This window comes from Paenibacillus solani, assembly GCF_050475945.1.
Taxonomy (GTDB): Bacteria; Bacillota; Bacilli; order Paenibacillales; family Paenibacillaceae; genus Paenibacillus_AQ; species Paenibacillus_AQ solani_A.
In genome coordinates this window covers 366,990-383,028 of the sequence record NZ_JBCMXJ010000010.1, presented here as the reverse complement: position 1 = coordinate 383,028, position 16,039 = coordinate 366,990, and the positions used below count along the sequence as shown (strand labels likewise).

The following is a 16,039-nucleotide window of genomic DNA, read 5'->3' as shown; positions in this document are numbered from 1 at the left end:
ATGAGAGTTACATCAAGCCGTTGAAGATTACATCTACTTTTACAACTACCAGCGGTTTCAGGCAAAACTCAAACAGCGCGCGCCGATTGAGTACCGACACGCGCTGGCTGCTTAGTCTTTTTCATCTGTCTACTTGACAGGGGTATGACCATCCATCAGGCTTTCTTTACTTTAAATATGTAGGTAACTTTGTGTCATTAGACAAAATAATAATTTACGGAGAGCTATTGTCCGCTCAGCGTACACTGTTGTGCCGGTACCTCCGTCCCAGCCGAACTGGCCGATGTTCCTGTACATGGAGTCCCGGGACAAGATCCGTTCGCTCCCTTGCATTAATGCATTTCAATCATTATTGTTCGTCCTTTACCCATTAGTAAGCCCGTCGGTTGTTACTTGTGATAGGGTTCGTCTTTAGTGTATGTTCTTGTCACTCGACACCTCACCTAAAATCGTCTTCGCTTAAATCACTCATGGCTCTTTCATAATAAAAATCTTGCATTTCACGTTGGATTTCTTCCCACTCGCCCACTGTTAGTTCAAAACGCTTAGCATCTATATTCTCCATTATTCCTGCTATATACTCCTCAAAGAAATCTAGGGAATAATCATATAAACTCTTTAGAACGGTAATGAGCTTATCCTCATCTGCAGCAGTTAGTTTAATTGAATGATGAGTTAAATTATTTCTATATTCATTAACGACAAATACGGCATTTCTAAAATCATTTGGAATATCAATATCACATAATAGTTCCACTCTTTCTATAGCTTCCTTTAAGGTGATGGTGGTCAATTTTTTATTTCCTATCTTATTTGCAGGTACATCAAATACAGTTGGTTTATTTCTATCTAGGTAAATGCCAAAACCTTCTACCTTTGGAGGCATACCCTTTAGTTCTTTCTTTGCATCCATGTATACTTTTAAATCGGTAAATATAAGTGACTCATTCCTTTTAGAAAGGATATACTTTAATAATATCTCAATCCCATGGTTTATGAAGATGATGGCATCTTTGAGATGATGAAAGCTATGTTCTCTATGCAATGCTTCAAACTGTTCAATTGATTCTTTGGCTTTCTTTAAAGAATCTGTTCCATTGTCTAATAACGTAAATTCCAATTTATGCACCCCAATCATTTAACGTCTTATACTTCAAAAATAATCTGGTGATTGAGCCACCAACATTAATGATAATTATACTGAATTTTAGTTTCTGATTAACTGTTCCTCTATCCTACCCGTTAGTTTAATAAAAGGCGTCTGCCGCCGTCGATGAAATCATATCGGGAATGAAACAATGTTCTTGTCATCAGTCGGTAATGTTATCAAGTTCTTGTCATTGTGTTTTGACAAGAACTTGGTAACATAAATTTAAAAAGCAACATAATCAGCGGCTTCTAATGTTACTATGTTTTTGTCACCCGACAACTTCATTGTCTCGCGTTCTTTATTTGATGAAATATAGATAATGTGAGTTATCGATCAGGTGACAACAACAAACTGCTCAATAAAGTTTTAAACTATCGTCTCCCGTTAGCGCAATAAGGCTGTGGATGATCCGACAATAGCCAAGAGTTAAATGCTATCTTAACGCCATTAACAAATCATCAAATTTTCCTCGCCATTCTCGGTGAGTCGTCCATTTAATATCTTGATTGTCACCATGTCTCCTAGGGAGAATATGGAAATGAGTGTGAAACACATCTTGTTGTGCTTCGGGTCCTGAACTGTTGATTATCTGGACATTTTTGATTCCTAACTTTGTGTTATATAACATAGTTATCTTTTTAACAACTGACATTACTTTTATCAATTCATCTTCAGGTGTGTCAAAAATGTTCTCATAATGCCTTTTTGGAATAATTAAAGTATGATATTCATTTACGGGATTTATATCGAGAAAAGCATATACGGACTCATTTTCATAAACCTTCCAAGAATTAGCTTCACCTTTTACGATTTTGCTGAATATACAGTCTTCCATTAACAATCTCTCCTCCCTACCCCAGTAACAGAACATTTACCATTGAGCGACATTCGAGTATTGATTTAAAGCGGAACAAGCAAGGTTACCGAACCTTTGGATATCTGAAATATAATCAAATCCATTTTTGCCTCCAAAAGTCCAAAGACTATTTGTCATTCTCACCACCACTGCTTTATGCTTAGGTATAACAGTACATGAACATCCTGAAGCTCCAAGAATTTGATAACTCCCTTCAGGAAGGTCCGAGCCCATTTCAGAGTTTTTTACATTCTTGTCTTGTTTCCACCAGAATGATCCTAGCCTTGGTAAATGGGATGGTAACGAAGAAGGAGTTAAGACAGAAGTGAGGTTATCAAACAACTCTTTGGGAAGGATTTGTTGACCTTGAAAATATCCCTTATTTAAGTGGAAATTTCCCCATAAAGCAAGATCCCTTGCGCTTACATAAAGATTACGATCACTACCTTCATCTGATTCAAGTCTTAAAGTGGGGTAGCTATTAGGATCATTTATATCACAAACTAAAGATTCTTTACCTGCTGTTCTCCACTCGGTCTCCGTTATACCCAACGGTTCAAACACTCGCTTGTTTATTAGTTCAGCTACAGTTTTTCCGGTTGCATTTTTGATAATTGCTGCTAGTATTTCAGGTCTTTTTCCTTCAAAAGACGTACCTGCTTCAAATCTACGTAGTACACCGTCTCCTTGAAATTGCAAACCCATTGTCCTTGTAACTAAATGTCTAATTGTTGTGTTATTTAGAATGCTACTATCATAAGTCATTAAATAATTTCTTATTGGCTCATCGAGACTTTTTATTGCGCCATCATGTATAGCAATAGCAGCTGCTAGACCTACATATGTAACCCTTTGGTGAATAAACATTAAATTGAGAAAACACATCCACCTTTCTGGCACCCTTATGGAAATGATGATATCCAGAATACCACTCATGAAGGATTTTGTTGTCTTTCATAACGCATATTGCAGCAGCCGAAGCAGCAATGCGATCTTTAATTTCATTTGTATATTGATTCAAGTCATTAAAGTAATCCATTTGCTACACCTCATTTCACAGAATATTCGTTCGTATATAATGATAATGATTTCGCTTAATTTTAGGATCTGCCCTTAGCTTTAAAAAAGGAGTGTATTCGGCTCTAACTGTTTTTATTCAACTAACATGCCGTTGCTTAATGAAAATTGGAGCAGCTGCTAACCGGCAAACTGCTCCATGAATGTTTTAAACTAACGTTCTCCATTAGTTCAATATTTCATTTTCCCGATTTGGCTACCTCAATCATATCCTTCTTGCACAATTAGGTGCTATCCTTCTCAAAATAAGTACCATCTTGTACCCATCGTATAAATCCGCCGATCGTGTTATTCGACCCAGGGATAAACCGTGCTTCCATTCCGCTAATTTTAATAATTTCACAACTTGTATTAAATTTGAAATATTCTTCGACAATTGTCCTTGTAGTTGTGTTATTACGGTCATCAATATCTATTTTTCCTTTCTGCCCGAAGCGTGATTATTGTGTTATTTGAAGTCTGGCTTCCTGAATCATCTCTTATATGATCTTATTCATTGGTAGAGTGCATAGAAATCTTTTATCACCAGGGTATTTCTCCCCCAAACTCATGATTTCAAATCCAATTTTTTTAAAGGATGTAAATTTGAAGTCAATATCATCACTTTAAGTTTTCAGGGTTTAATCCTTTTAAAATATCAGGAATAAACATTCCATCTTTGCGGATTAATATATCATCAAACCATATCTCTCCACCGCCATATTCAGGCCTTTGGATATTAACAATATCCCAGTGAAGCTCGGACCAATTTTCATTTCCAGGTGAACTAACTGGAACACATCCAGGTGTAAAGTGAAAGCTTCCCCATATTTTTTCATCAAATAAAGTATCTTTCATAACATTCTCAATATATGGATTAAGACCAATTCCAAATTCACCAAAATACCTCGATCCTTGATCCGTATTCAATAATTTATTAATTCTTTCTGAATCATTTCCGGTAGCATGTATAATTTTGCCGTCCTTAATTTCAAAACGAATGTTCTCGTAAGTGAATCCCTCTTTTAAAGAAGGTGTATTATACGAGATAACTCCGTTGACTGAATCCTTAACTGGTATCGTATAAACTTCACCATCTGGAAGGTTCATAATTCCTGAATCTTTAATACAAGGCATGCCTTTAATCGAAAATGTTAGTTCAGTTCCTTCTCCTATAATTTTAACTTTGTCTGTTTGCTCCATTAACTCTATTAGATTATCCATAGCTCTATCCATTTTTGAATAGTCCAGATTGCACACATTAAAATATAAATCCTCAAAATCCTCCGTTGACATGTTCGCCTGCTGTGCCATGGCATGATTCGGGTAACGAAGAATACACCACTTTGTATTGTTGTATCGTCTGCCATTGATCGGTTGAGAGTAATACTTCCTGTACAACGCCATTTTTTCAGGAGATACACCACTTAATTCACTCATATTCTCCCCAGCTCTAATAAGTATATAGGCTTGCATATCGTTTACTCGATTTAGGTCGTAAGATGCCATTGCTTTTAATTGTTCCTCAGTACAGCCGATTAATATCTCTCTTAATATCTCATGATTATTTATTAATAGAAATGGAACTCCACCGACGAGATAAGCTTGTCTTACCAATTCTTTGGCCAAGGGAATTTCCAAACCATCAACCTCAATTAATATTTTTTCCCCTCGTTGTAGCTTCACCGAATATTGAATAAGATTGTTAGCGAGTTGTTCAATTCTAGGATCTTTCATTGTTAGTCTCCTTCATAAATTCATTATATTTATTGTTCATATTATTGCTGATAGTATTTGGATACATGAAGATGTTTATCATACAATAATTTCGTCTAACGTTAGGGCATTCACGAACCCTCACTGGCTTAAGCAGCCGGTCGATCGAGCACAATGATCGGCCTACCGGGTCGAAGACTTAGCTAGTGCAGGGTTGTCCCTGAGTATGCTCCCCTGCTTCCACCTCGGGAGACCGATACGTGAATACGTTGTTATCAGATGTCCTTACCATCTTCGAAATTTCTGAGAGCACTTTAGTATTTAACAAATCAGATTCGTTTAATAAATCCACGCTTAGTACCCTCATATCCAATTGATTCATAAAATCTATGGGCTTGTTCACGATTTTTACTAGAAGCTAAGATTATATAAGAGCATAGGTTTTCCATAGCAAAATCCTCGAGTGCATTCATGAGTTTCTTACCAATTCCACTTCCCTGGTACACAGATGAAACAACTACATTTTCTATAAGCAAGTATGGCTGACACTCTCCTACAATATCTGGACAAACAATGCCCATGGCTGTTCCGACTACCTTTTCCTCTAAACATGCTACTGCAACATAGTAGTTTGGTTGCTTATGTAATAGGTCTAACTGATATTGGATCTTTTCAATGTTAGATCTCGTTCCAATAAACTCAACGAACAATTCAGACAACTCAAATGCGTCATCTTTTTTTGCCATTCTGACTTTTATGTCCACGCCTTCAGCTCCTATGGTTTATAATCTTGCAAGGATTTCCGATAACGTTGTTGTATTCACGAACCCGAGAGGCTTAAAGGAGCGTCAGCGACTGGGTCGAAGACTCAGCCTCGCAGAAGTTGTCTGCCGGATACTACTTCCTCGAAATCCCTCTGGCAGACCAAGGGGCGTAGCCACGCAGCGTGAATACGGTGTTAGCAGATTTGAGGGGCTTCTTCGAGCTACTTTCAATGAATTTACGACTTTCAATGTGCTTGGTTCATTAAGATTGAGATATATTCTTCATCTTTAAGCCTTGTCACTTTACAGTTCTCATTTGATTCAAATTCTACTATTCTCTCTTCAATTGTTTTATTAGTACTATCTTTAAATACGTCCTCTCTATCATAGTGAGGAAAAATAAGCTTGTCGGTTACACCTAATGCCTTAAAATCCGTTAAATCCATTGTGTTCATCTGTGGAGTAAAGAAATCGACAATGTTAATATTCGGTCCCAGTAATAACGCTCCAGCACTTACTCCAATATAATTACATTCTGTGCGGCCAGTGTTTTAATAATTTCATCAGCACCACTTTTCTTAGCGTAATACAATAATGTAAATGAATTTCCACCATTGATATAAATAACATCTCTATGTATGAGAATTTGCGGGTCATCAAATTCTATATCTACAAACTTAATATGCTGAAACCCCATGTCCTTGAAATCTGCATTGCCCTTTGTGCATATCTATTATTTTCTTTCATAGGGGATGCTGTTGTAATAATAGAGACCTTTAATTGAGAAATGTCTTTATCAATAAAATCCAGAAATTGATTTTTAATATCTTCAGTATAAAAACCACAAGAGGTTAATAACAAGCTACTCATTGAAATCCCCGTCCTTAAATAATAGTTTATCTAATCTTTATAATTTAATTAAGCATTCCCCTGATTTCTGCTAACGTCTTATCTACGAACTTCGTAAATAATTCCATATGTAGAGTATTCGTGAGTTTATTAAACTATCCTGCCCGCTTAATGAGATTGTAAGGAAACATAGTTAGATACTTATCTAATCGGTAATCGGCTCATGTTCTTGTCCATTACGGCAATCGGTACAAGTTCTTGTCCCGATAAAACAAAAAAGCCGCTAAATTAGCGGCTTTCAATGAGACCATGTTCTTGTCCCCCGACATGACAAGAACTTGATAACATAAATGACAAGAACTTGATAACATTCCCCACCATTCCCGATCATTATTCTTTATTAAATGAATAGTTCAAAAAACAAAAACAAGAAACCATCACTCTGTTCTTGAATGATGGTTTCTTGTTTTTGACCTATTTAAATGAAAATCTGTTTACATAGTTATCAACATATTCACGAAGTAATTTATTTTCTTGTGTTGGGTTGTCAAACATTTTCATCGCAACCACTGACGGAACATACGATTTCATTTTTTGAGTCTCATTCTTCATATTGCTGAAACTATTCGTACATATTAGATTAATTGGTAGATCGCTTCTATTATTTTCATAATAGACTTTAACTGAATCTATCCTATTTTCTAAATCAGTATTTAATTTAAAGATTATCGACGGTAAGCTATGATTCAATTTATATAGCATGTTAAACACAGAACTATTTCCGTTTATCTTTCACAGCAAAAAAGAGTATTATTATTAGAACGATAACAGCCAAGCCGCCATTAAGATAAACATCAATCATTAGGCCACGTACAAATTTTGAAACTGCTCCTGAAGCCAGCAATAAAAATAATATTCCGAGAGCAATGTATTTATTTTTTTTCACAAATTCTATAAGCATTGCAACATCTCTCCTTGATAATATAATTTATAATATTCCTGTAAATAAAGCGGTTCCTTATTTAAACCCCTAATTCCTTCTTTTTAAAAACGTAAATAGACAGATAGAGCAGTACAATAATGGACAATGAAGTTACTGTCAGCACTAATGATAAATGAGGATCAAATTCTCCCTTCATTAAATAGGTCGTAGCCTGATCAGTTAGATGTGAGGGGCTCCAATGCATGTATTTGGAAAGAACACTAGTCATAAGTGATAAAACAGTAGCAAATGCTAACGTTATAAATGCCGCCGCAGCATTTCCTTTTAATGATGTGCTTGCAAGTAAAGTAATTGTGATGATAAAAGCTAACCACAGACAATATAACAAAAAACTGATAAACGCTCTTGATAGGTTAACCTCACCTATTAGGGAAGACGTATAATACCACGAAACAAAGAATCCAATCGTGAAAGAAATAATTGTGATAGTCACCGCAGCCGCCCATTTTACAGTCAAATAGGATGCAAATTTTACCGGCTTCATCAAAATCATCCCTGCAACACCGCTTATCCTTTCATTGGAAACCATCCCCATAGATGCAAGGACAATAATCAGTAATCCAATGGTTCCATACTGTGAAAGGGTCTTAATTAACACTTCTCCTCCAGTTGGCATCGAAATATTGATTATAGTGCCCTCAGTCATACTCCCTGTATTTTCTAGTATCTGAGGTAAATAATATGCAGTAACAGGCTGCATAATTCCAAATAGAACAAAGACAATCGGAAGCCAGATCCACTTTGAATTTCTCCACATTTCTAACATTTCTTTGCGGAACATAATCATCCACTGATTCATTTTTGCACCACTTTCATAAACAAATCTTCAAGTGACGTTTGTGCAACTTCATACTTTAGCACCGGTATTTTTTTGTCAGCCAGGTCAGCAAAGATCTGTTCGTTAGCTTTATGTATGTCGCGAACTGTTAATTGGCAGCCTCCATCGATGTCTTCAATATTCTCTATTAAATCATTATCCTTCCAATCATTTGCCCAAGATTCCAGTGAATGCTCAGCCTGAATTTTAATGATAGGTTTTTGATTACTTTCCAGAATATCGGATAAGGAACCCTCCACAGCAATTTCTCCACCTCGCATAATGAGGATATCGTCACTTATCTCCTCTGCATCATGCAGAACATGTGTTGAAAACAATATGGTGGTTTCTTTCTTAATCATCTGCATCATATCAAGCACTTCACGTCTACCGATTGGATCTAGGGCCGATACCGGTTCATCAAGCATTAATAATTTGGGTGAATGAATCATAGCTTGAGCCAATCCGAGCCGCTGCTTCATTCCTCCAGAGTACCCGCCAATTTTACGGTTCAGCGCATCTTTTAAACCTACAAGTTCAAGCAACTCTGGCGTGCAAACCTTTAAATCAGCCCGTTTCAGGTGAGCCAGTGACCCTACATAATTAATAAATTCTCGTCCTGTCATCCAATTATAAAATACCGGGTACTGAGGCATATATCCGATATATTGACGCAGATCAACACCGTTCATTCCGGAAAACTCAATTGTTCCCCCACTTGGTTTGATAAGTCCGCACAGCATTTTCAAAGTCGTTGTTTTTCCAGCCCCGTTTGCTCCTAGCAGAGCCACACAACGCCCTTTTTCAATTTGAAAACTAATCCGGTTAACAGCGGTAACTTGTCCAAATTGTTTAAGCAATCCTTCTACACGAAGTAAATTCACTACTCTTTTCTCCTTCCAACGATAAAAAACAAAATAGACCCGAAATAGGAAACAAACAATATAATTGCTGCCCACATCCATTTCGGTCCGTTGGTTCGCTCGGTTCGAATTAAAGTAATTAAAGCAATGATTAATAACAGAAATTGCAGAATAATGATAGGCGCCACCAAGTTCCAGTTAATCTCTATCGCTTTAAAACCATCCATATCCCGCCTAATCAGCAGCTTCTAATGTTACTATGTTTTTTTCACCCGACAAGAATTACAATTCTACTTATAACTTTTTCTAATATCAATAGGCTCCTCTTAAATTAAGAACTTCTTTCGGCTAACGTCATCTCTACGAACTTCGTAAATAACTCCATCTCCTGCTCCACCATAGGCAGCTTGTCACAACAGGCGCTCAGCAGAGGAAAGATCTGTCTGTCGCCGCATTAACTTAAGATGTCTGTTTCAAAACCTAGCAATGATACGTTACTTTACAACTCGGTATCGTAGGTGGGTCTCACTCGCAAAGGCCGATGTTTCTATCCGCTCCAACTTCATGCGTTCTCCTAGCCCGCCAAATAATGAAATACCGTCACCCAGCAGCAGGGGTACTACATCTAATACGATTTCATCCACTAGACCAAGTTTGAGGCATTGCCGGGAGATCCTGCCACCCAAAAGAGCGACACTTTTATCGACAGCGCTTGCTTTGGCAGCCTCAACGGCTTGCTTAATATCGTTAACAACGAAACTATACGTGATACCATCTTTTTCAACTGGTTCATGGGCTTCGTGGGTCATGAGGAATATTGGAATTTTCAACATACCACCGTACGGTATCTGCCCTTCTTCAATCGTGTTCGTTTTGTTTGCGCCACCAACTATGGCACCTATTTCCTCTATGACTTTATTGACTACTGCGTAATCTTGGTCCGTGGCTTCAAAATCGAACATCCAATCGATACCACCGTCTTTATCGGCCATGTATCCATCTAGTGTTGTTGTTGCGTGAATAATAACTTTTGCCATTATAATATCCCCTTTCTATCCTAGTTTCTAAATGTGGGTTAATACTGTGTAAATTTGTTTGCGCATCCAGTCTGTGAGTGCCGCTGAATGGCCCATATCGCAATGGCACCTTCGTGCAAAATATGTAACGACACCACCAATTGCTTGATGTCTAGGGGTCGTATCTCATGGGCAGCACTGGCGCAGTTAATATATGTTCTTCCACGATGTGACAACCACCAAAGCTTGGATATTTTTCATACCACATCAATTCCCTTCCAAAATTAAACAAATGCCAATCTACATATTCGACTGATTTGAGAAAATCCCTTTTCTCACAATATGAATTAAGCTAAACTGCCCGTTAGTTTAATAAAAAGGCGTCTAATCATCTTTTTTTTGCCGCCGTCGATGAAATCATATCGGGAATGTAACAATGTTCTTGTCATCCGTCAGGAATGTTATCAAGTTCTTGTCATTGTGTTTTGATAAGAACTTGATAACATAAATATAAAAAGCCGCATTATTGGTCATACCCCTGTCAAGTAGACACGAATAAAAAGACATCTTTAAGCTGCGACCGCTTCTCGGAACTCAACCGGGGAGCGGTCGTTTAGTTTTTTCTGAAAACGCTGATTGTTGTAGAATAAGACATATTCGTGGATGGCTCGTTCCACATCCGGTAAAGTTTGCGGGTGAACCAGATAAATTTTCTTGGTCTTTAGATGCGAAAAGAATGACTCAATGCAGGCATTGTCAAAGCAGTTTCCTCTCCTGGAGTGGCTACCAAGGATATACCTAGCTTCGTGAGTTTGCGGTTAAAGGGTTTTGAAGTGTATTGGAATCCTTGGTCAGAATGCAAGAGAACGCTGGTGAGATCTGCTTTCTCGGTTAGCTTGTCTACGGTGTGCGTAACCAAGGCAAGATCGTTGCGTTCCGATAAGTGCCACGCCACCACTTCATTGTTATACAGGTCCTGGATGGCGGATAGATATACGAAACGCTCTCCCGCCCGAATGTACGTAATATCCGTTACCAATTTTTGTAGCGGCGCGTCCGACTGAAAGTTTCGTTCTAGGCGATTGGGATGAACAACGGATGCCTGTTTGCCAAAGAAACGCCGTTTCCTTCGTATAACAGAACGGATGCTCAGCTTCTTCATAAGTCGGTAAACCCGTTTGTGGTTAACATGAAGTCCTTCGCGCTTCAACGCGAATGTTATACGCAAATAACCGAAGTACGGGTGTAGGCGATGGATCGCCATAATATGCTCTTCTAGCAGTCGTTCTTGCTGTTTGCGCGCATCCATCTCGGAACTTCTTCGGCGCCACTTGTAATAACCGGCCCGCGAAACATCCGCTAGCTGCAGAAGCCACTTCAGCGGATATTCCTGTCTTAATTCCTCAATGATCGTGCAACGAATGGCTTTGCTCGTCACTCCCCGTGTAGATTTGGATACCGCTTTTTTAGGTATGCGATCTCCGCCTTTAAATAAGCCACCTCTTCTTCAAGGCTGGTAAACTTAGTCTTCGGCCGCCCTTTGTGAAAGGCTTCTTGTTCTAGAACTCTACCTTCTTGATGCCATTTCACCCATACCTCAACTTGTGTCTTATTCCGAATCCCCAGTCGCCTGGCCACCTCTCGATAGGACATGTTCTCCTCAATAGCCAGCCGCACGGCTTCCTTCTTAACTTCCTCAGAATAACTCTTGTTTGTACGTCCTGTTTTCCCCATAAAAAAACCCCCTCCAGCAGACAACACGTAAGTCCATCTTAACAGATGTCTCTTTTTCGTTGTCTACCATGAGGGGAGAATACCATATCAGCGGCTTCTAATGTTACTATGTTTTTGTCACCCGACAGCTACTTTGATTGAGAATACATTTTCATATATATTTGGTACCAATCTGGGCGTTGCGCTTTAATTTGGGAAAGAGCCTCTGTCAAGGCGATGCCTTTTAGATGAGATAACTTTTCATAGCTTATTTGCTGTGTAGTTAGCCAAATATGTCCTAAATATTCTCCGCAGCTAGCTGCAATCATCTCATCATAATTACTGTCATTGGATAATTGTAATAAAATGTCCACTGTCTCAGCATCATGAAAATTGATTCCTAATTCAATTACCGCGTCATCTTTTTCTGCATCTGATGCAGTTGGGTCATTCAAAATTTCTAAAAGTTTCTCCTTCTTCATAGACTTCACTTCCCTAATGGAATATGGGTACCAACACTCGTACCACCCCGTTTTCCTGTACACGGATTAATGTATGATATTGATGTACCTTTATCATCTAGCCTAGCATCGAAATGAGGTTGGTTACTTCCTGTTCCTAGCCCTTCCCTTGTACTTACTTTAGGTTTCAACTTCAGCCTCCAGCTAAATTTCCCAGTGGCGTCCCTTACTCCCCATTGTTCGACACCACCAGCAGTATCTTGTCTCACCCAACCATTTCGTTTTGCCCAGGACCTTAAGTTAGCAGTGTTTTTGGAAATGTTACCAGTATCTTTTACTAAAGAGTTTCCAGTCTCCTTACTCCCATTCTTCTGAAATTGTGCTATGGCCTTTTGAAGCTGCTTGTTCAGTTGCGGCAAATTAACCACAGGCTTCTGTTTCTGTTTCGGGCTCGTTACCTTTTTAGGCAGGGATGTTCCTCCACCACCGCCAATCCTTGGCACAAATCCTCCGCTGCCTCCGGCTCCGCCGCCAGCGCCTCGGCCTCCACTCCCACCGCAGTTATGGGTCCATAGCTTGAGTCCCGTTACGAAATACGTATGGTAGTCCCCAACGCTGAAGTTGTACACTCGGATCGTTTCTTGCTTGATTTCGATCTTTTCAATGACATACTCTATTCCTTCATCATTGACAAGCCGATCTCCTGCTTTTAAATCTCTGGATTCGACCCAGCCTTTCCCTATCACCCAAAATGGATCCTCTGCCGTCGTGACGATGACAGTATCCTCCACCTGGATATGATAGGTTTCTTCCGTTACCCGATGATAGGTCTCTTCAACCGGCTTATAATTTAGTTTAATACAAAGGCGTCTATATCGGGATTGTAACAATGTTCTTGTCATCTGTCGGGAATGTTATCAAGTTCTTGTCATTGCGTTTTGACAAGAACTTGATAACATAAATAAAAAAACCGCATAATTAGCGGTTTCTGATGTTGCTATGTTTTTGTCACCCGACAACATTCTTCCCTTTGCATCAGATTAATAATGCAAAAACAATAACTCATAAAAAAGCTCGAGTTATTGTTTTAATCTCAGTAGATCATTTAATTGTCGATAAAATCTTTAATTCTCTAAGATAATGTTCAGCTGCCATCTATCTGCATTACCTTTTTGTTAGAGCCAATCTCATTGGTAAATGAGATATTTCTTCAGAACTGATTTTTTTCTTGTTTTTATGCGGACAACTTAAATCATAGTACCAACTTTCTCTTTGTACATTGTACAGTTCAAGCCCATTTTCTTTATTTAAAAATAAACAAATTGAATCTTCACTAAAAATATCATCATATTTTGTTTTTGGTCTTGTTTTTAGATGTGCAGATTCCTTTGCAATTTTCATCCAATCTATAAAATGATTATATGCTAAATTCCAAACGATATGGTTAAGGCACCATTTTACTTCAAGATAAGAAATATTCCCTTGTGAAAAAAGTTTCATAATTAACTCTTTGAAAGATTCTTCCTGGTAGCTGAACGGGAGTTCATATTCTACTGCGCTCTTATCTGGTTTAATTACCTCATTTGCTCTGGTAATCTTGCAATCTCAGGGCTCCTTGTTATTGGATCTAAGCATACCCCATTTAAATAAGAGGTGCTGTTTTTCTATATTTGTTTAATTTAAGTACCATGAAATATTTCACCCTCAATTTTTCCTTCAGTTCGATATACTTGGTCAGTGAATTGAGCTAATTTGACCTCACAATTATTTAATTGATTTCTCGCCAACGGAGCATTAGCACTCTGGAAAAAATCTCTCTTTTCGATTTTTCGAAACCATCGTTTTAATAACTAATAATAAGCCGACCATCAGGCGTGATGGTCGGCTTATTATAAATTGCAGTTTAGAACGGCTTTCTTATTACTTTGATGATACGTGCGCCGCCTCGGATAAGTTTATTTGCTTGTTCCCGATTAATCCGCACTAAAACAGATACGTCTGTTGAATTTTCCACGTCGAAAACAGAAAAAATACGACCATTAGCGAACAGTACACCTTTCAGTTCAACTTTCTTGCCAGGACTCGGGGTTGGAGTCTTGGGTTGAAAGATCGTACGCATGACACCTGCACGAATGAGACTTCTTGCTTGTTGGGCAGTCGTCCGAACGGCGAACACCGGGTCGATTTCTACACCAGGTGATTTCGCTTCAACTTCGACAATCAGGAAAAATTGTTCTCCAATCTTCGCAATACTATTCGCCCCAATGGTTACGGGCTGCGTTGTTTTTGCCAAGTACATCACCTCCCTCAGCTCTATAGTATGAGGAGCGAATGGATCTCGACATAAACAAATGTTTAATTACGTCAACATTTAAGAGCCCAGAATCTATAAATCACTTTATTCCAATAGTTACACATAGCCGATTTTGTAACTTTTGATTTTTAGCAAACGAAGGCTACTACTCAGGGTAGCTCCCATATCAGCAATAATAGACATCACGGTCTGTTTATAGCCTTGAATAATTTCTGAAAGTTAAACGACCGTGAGCCGGCGTAAAGCAGCTCCATTCAAACGTATCCTGCTAGTTAAAGATAAGGAAGAACTTCGGGATATTTACGAATTTATTGTGGCGGTTGATGAACGTCAAACATATTTCCAAAAGGATCGTAAAACGTAAAGAAGCTTCCATGTCCTTCAACAACAATAGGACTTACTTTCGTATCGAGTTGTGATAGAAAATTATGAAATCCTTGAATGTCCTTAACACGAAATCCGATTGTGTAATGGTCTTGACCATTTACCATGAATGTGGCTGAAGTGTCATCATTTGTCTTGACTAAAAATAAACTAGGACCCATAGAGAAATCTACGAATGCAAGTTCATTGTTAAGTAGTCCAAGTTTTGCACCCAGTTTTCCACAATACCAATCAACCGCCTTTTCCAAATCGAAAACAGGGATCTCTGTATACTGAATGCCTTCAATGTATACGTTATTAGCGGTCTGAAGATGTTGATTGTTCATATTCTGCATATTTAGCTCCTACCTTCTTTTTAAGGTTACCGTGAATTCTTCTATACAGAATTATCATTATCCTGCCCGTTAGCTTAATGATATTGCATTGAACATAGTTAGATACTTATCTAATCGGTGATCGGTTCATGTTCTTGTCCTTTACGGCAATCGGTACAAGTTCTTGTCCTCGACTCGGGACAAGAACTTGTACCGATAAAACAAAAAAGCCGCTACAATAGCGACTTTCAATGGGACCATGTTCTTGTCCCTCGACAAACGTTAACGAATTAATTAAAAAACCACATGCGAAACTTAATCGCATGTGGCAAAATTGATTTGTTGGTTGTATTGTACGATCTTGTTGTTACGTTGTAAGCTCCTAACTATTATCCATTTATAGTCTTTATTTCTTTCCATTCAATTTCGTTAGATTGAATGTTTAGTACAATTACATCGTCCAAACCATTAAGAACTATTTTAATACGCTCACCTTCTCCATCAAATTGAAGTACATCGACTTCTAGTATTTCACTACTGTCCAAATTAAACAAATGAGGTTCAGTTTTGTAGAACGTTACACCGGAGAAAATTAATATCCCAAGCTGCATTTCTGGTTCGGTTTCAACATAGAAAGATTGTTTCCACTGACACAAATCTAAAGTCATCCTTAACTGCTTCTTGGCTTCATTATATTTTAAATCCTCTACAAGACTATCAAAAAGGGTATACACTTTAATAAATTCTGATGGTTTCATTTTGC

19 protein-coding genes and 3 pseudogenes are annotated in these 16,039 nt (G+C 38.3%); 1 reads left to right on the top strand and 21 read right to left on the bottom strand.

The annotated features are described in order from the left end of the window. Nucleotides 1–16 precede the first annotated feature (16 nt). A pseudogene (locus ABEQ74_RS12870) lies at nt 17–115 on the top strand (IS3 family transposase); the annotation flags it as partial. Between the two features lie 324 nt (nt 116–439). Here the strand turns inward: ABEQ74_RS12870 and ABEQ74_RS12865 are convergent. The 21 genes and pseudogenes from ABEQ74_RS12865 to ABEQ74_RS12765 all read right to left on the bottom strand — a co-directional run bounded on the left by ABEQ74_RS12865 (nt 440) and on the right by ABEQ74_RS12765 (nt 16,034). Then, a complete protein-coding gene (locus ABEQ74_RS12865; protein WP_430122563.1) occupies nt 440–1,120 on the bottom strand; it encodes a hypothetical protein in 681 nt (226 codons plus the stop codon). Nucleotides 1,121–1,583: 463 nt separating this feature from the next. Then, complete coding sequence (locus ABEQ74_RS12860; RefSeq protein WP_430122562.1) at nt 1,584–1,985, bottom strand: HIT family protein; 402 nt, start codon at nt 1,983–1,985, stop codon at nt 1,584–1,586. 36 nt (nt 1,986–2,021) lie between these two features. Further along, nucleotides 2,022–2,942 carry a serine hydrolase domain-containing protein gene (locus tag ABEQ74_RS12855; RefSeq protein WP_430122561.1) on the bottom strand — a complete coding sequence of 307 codons (921 nt, stop codon included), beginning with the start codon at nt 2,940–2,942 and terminating at the stop codon, nt 2,022–2,024. Between the two features lie 741 nt (nt 2,943–3,683). Then, nucleotides 3,684–4,799, bottom strand: coding sequence for an aminopeptidase (locus ABEQ74_RS12850; protein ID WP_430122560.1), 1,116 nt, complete (start codon nt 4,797–4,799; stop codon nt 3,684–3,686). Nucleotides 4,800–5,107: 308 nt separating this feature from the next. Further along, nucleotides 5,108–5,542 carry a GNAT family N-acetyltransferase gene (locus tag ABEQ74_RS12845; RefSeq protein WP_430122559.1) on the bottom strand — a complete coding sequence of 145 codons (435 nt, stop codon included), beginning with the start codon at nt 5,540–5,542 and terminating at the stop codon, nt 5,108–5,110. Between the two features lie 245 nt (nt 5,543–5,787). Beyond that, nucleotides 5,788–6,021, bottom strand: coding sequence for a hypothetical protein (locus tag ABEQ74_RS12840; protein WP_430122577.1), 234 nt, complete (start codon nt 6,019–6,021; stop codon nt 5,788–5,790). A 35-nt stretch (nt 6,022–6,056) separates the two neighbouring features. Continuing rightward, nucleotides 6,057–6,239 carry a Type 1 glutamine amidotransferase-like domain-containing protein gene (locus tag ABEQ74_RS12835; RefSeq protein WP_430122558.1) on the bottom strand — a complete coding sequence of 61 codons (183 nt, stop codon included), beginning with the start codon at nt 6,237–6,239 and terminating at the stop codon, nt 6,057–6,059. Continuing rightward, on the bottom strand, nt 6,212–6,412 hold the full coding sequence (locus ABEQ74_RS12830; protein ID WP_430122580.1) for a hypothetical protein: 201 nt from the start codon (nt 6,410–6,412) through the stop codon (nt 6,212–6,214). The genes ABEQ74_RS12835 and ABEQ74_RS12830 overlap by 28 nt, the downstream gene beginning before the upstream one ends. A 754-nt stretch (nt 6,413–7,166) precedes the next feature. Next, the gene (locus tag ABEQ74_RS12825; RefSeq protein WP_430122557.1) at nt 7,167–7,352 is read right to left on the bottom strand and encodes a hypothetical protein; all 186 of its coding nucleotides are present in this window, start codon (nt 7,350–7,352) and stop codon (nt 7,167–7,169) included. A gap of 61 nt (nt 7,353–7,413) precedes the next feature. Beyond that, complete coding sequence (locus ABEQ74_RS12820; protein WP_430122556.1) at nt 7,414–8,193, bottom strand: ABC transporter permease; 780 nt, start codon at nt 8,191–8,193, stop codon at nt 7,414–7,416. Then, entirely contained in the window at nt 8,190–9,095 is a 906-nt protein-coding gene (locus ABEQ74_RS12815; RefSeq protein WP_430122555.1) for an ATP-binding cassette domain-containing protein, read from the bottom strand. The genes ABEQ74_RS12820 and ABEQ74_RS12815 overlap by 4 nt, the downstream gene beginning before the upstream one ends. Next, the gene (locus ABEQ74_RS12810) at nt 9,095–9,301 is read right to left on the bottom strand and encodes a PLD nuclease N-terminal domain-containing protein (RefSeq protein WP_430122554.1); all 207 of its coding nucleotides are present in this window, start codon (nt 9,299–9,301) and stop codon (nt 9,095–9,097) included. Before ABEQ74_RS12810 ends, ABEQ74_RS12815 begins: the two co-directional genes overlap by 1 nt. A 267-nt stretch (nt 9,302–9,568) precedes the next feature. Further along, nucleotides 9,569–10,111, bottom strand: a complete 543-nt coding sequence (locus ABEQ74_RS12805; protein ID WP_430122553.1) for a dihydrofolate reductase family protein — start codon at nt 10,109–10,111, stop codon at nt 9,569–9,571. 548 nt (nt 10,112–10,659) lie between these two features. Next, nucleotides 10,660–11,824 (bottom strand): annotated as a pseudogene (locus tag ABEQ74_RS12800) (IS3 family transposase). A gap of 128 nt (nt 11,825–11,952) precedes the next feature. Beyond that, nucleotides 11,953–12,285 (bottom strand): hypothetical protein, encoded by a 333-nt coding sequence (locus ABEQ74_RS12795; protein ID WP_430122552.1) that lies wholly within the window; start codon nt 12,283–12,285, stop codon nt 11,953–11,955. A 5-nt stretch (nt 12,286–12,290) separates the two neighbouring features. Further along, on the bottom strand, nt 12,291–13,154 hold the full coding sequence (locus ABEQ74_RS12790; RefSeq protein WP_430122551.1) for a polymorphic toxin-type HINT domain-containing protein: 864 nt from the start codon (nt 13,152–13,154) through the stop codon (nt 12,291–12,293). A 274-nt stretch (nt 13,155–13,428) separates the two neighbouring features. After that, nucleotides 13,429–13,764 (bottom strand): hypothetical protein, encoded by a 336-nt coding sequence (locus ABEQ74_RS12785; protein WP_430122550.1) that lies wholly within the window; start codon nt 13,762–13,764, stop codon nt 13,429–13,431. Nucleotides 13,765–13,943: 179 nt separating this feature from the next. After that, a pseudogene (locus tag ABEQ74_RS12780) lies at nt 13,944–14,099 on the bottom strand (Chromate resistance protein ChrB); the annotation flags it as partial. A gap of 68 nt (nt 14,100–14,167) precedes the next feature. Continuing rightward, nucleotides 14,168–14,557 (bottom strand): hypothetical protein, encoded by a 390-nt coding sequence (locus ABEQ74_RS12775; RefSeq protein ID WP_430122549.1) that lies wholly within the window; start codon nt 14,555–14,557, stop codon nt 14,168–14,170. A gap of 329 nt (nt 14,558–14,886) precedes the next feature. Continuing rightward, nucleotides 14,887–15,297, bottom strand: coding sequence for a VOC family protein (locus tag ABEQ74_RS12770; protein ID WP_083659710.1), 411 nt, complete (start codon nt 15,295–15,297; stop codon nt 14,887–14,889). 368 nt (nt 15,298–15,665) lie between these two features. Next, the gene (locus ABEQ74_RS12765; RefSeq protein ID WP_430122548.1) at nt 15,666–16,034 is read right to left on the bottom strand and encodes a hypothetical protein; all 369 of its coding nucleotides are present in this window, start codon (nt 16,032–16,034) and stop codon (nt 15,666–15,668) included. Nucleotides 16,035–16,039 lie beyond the last annotated feature (5 nt).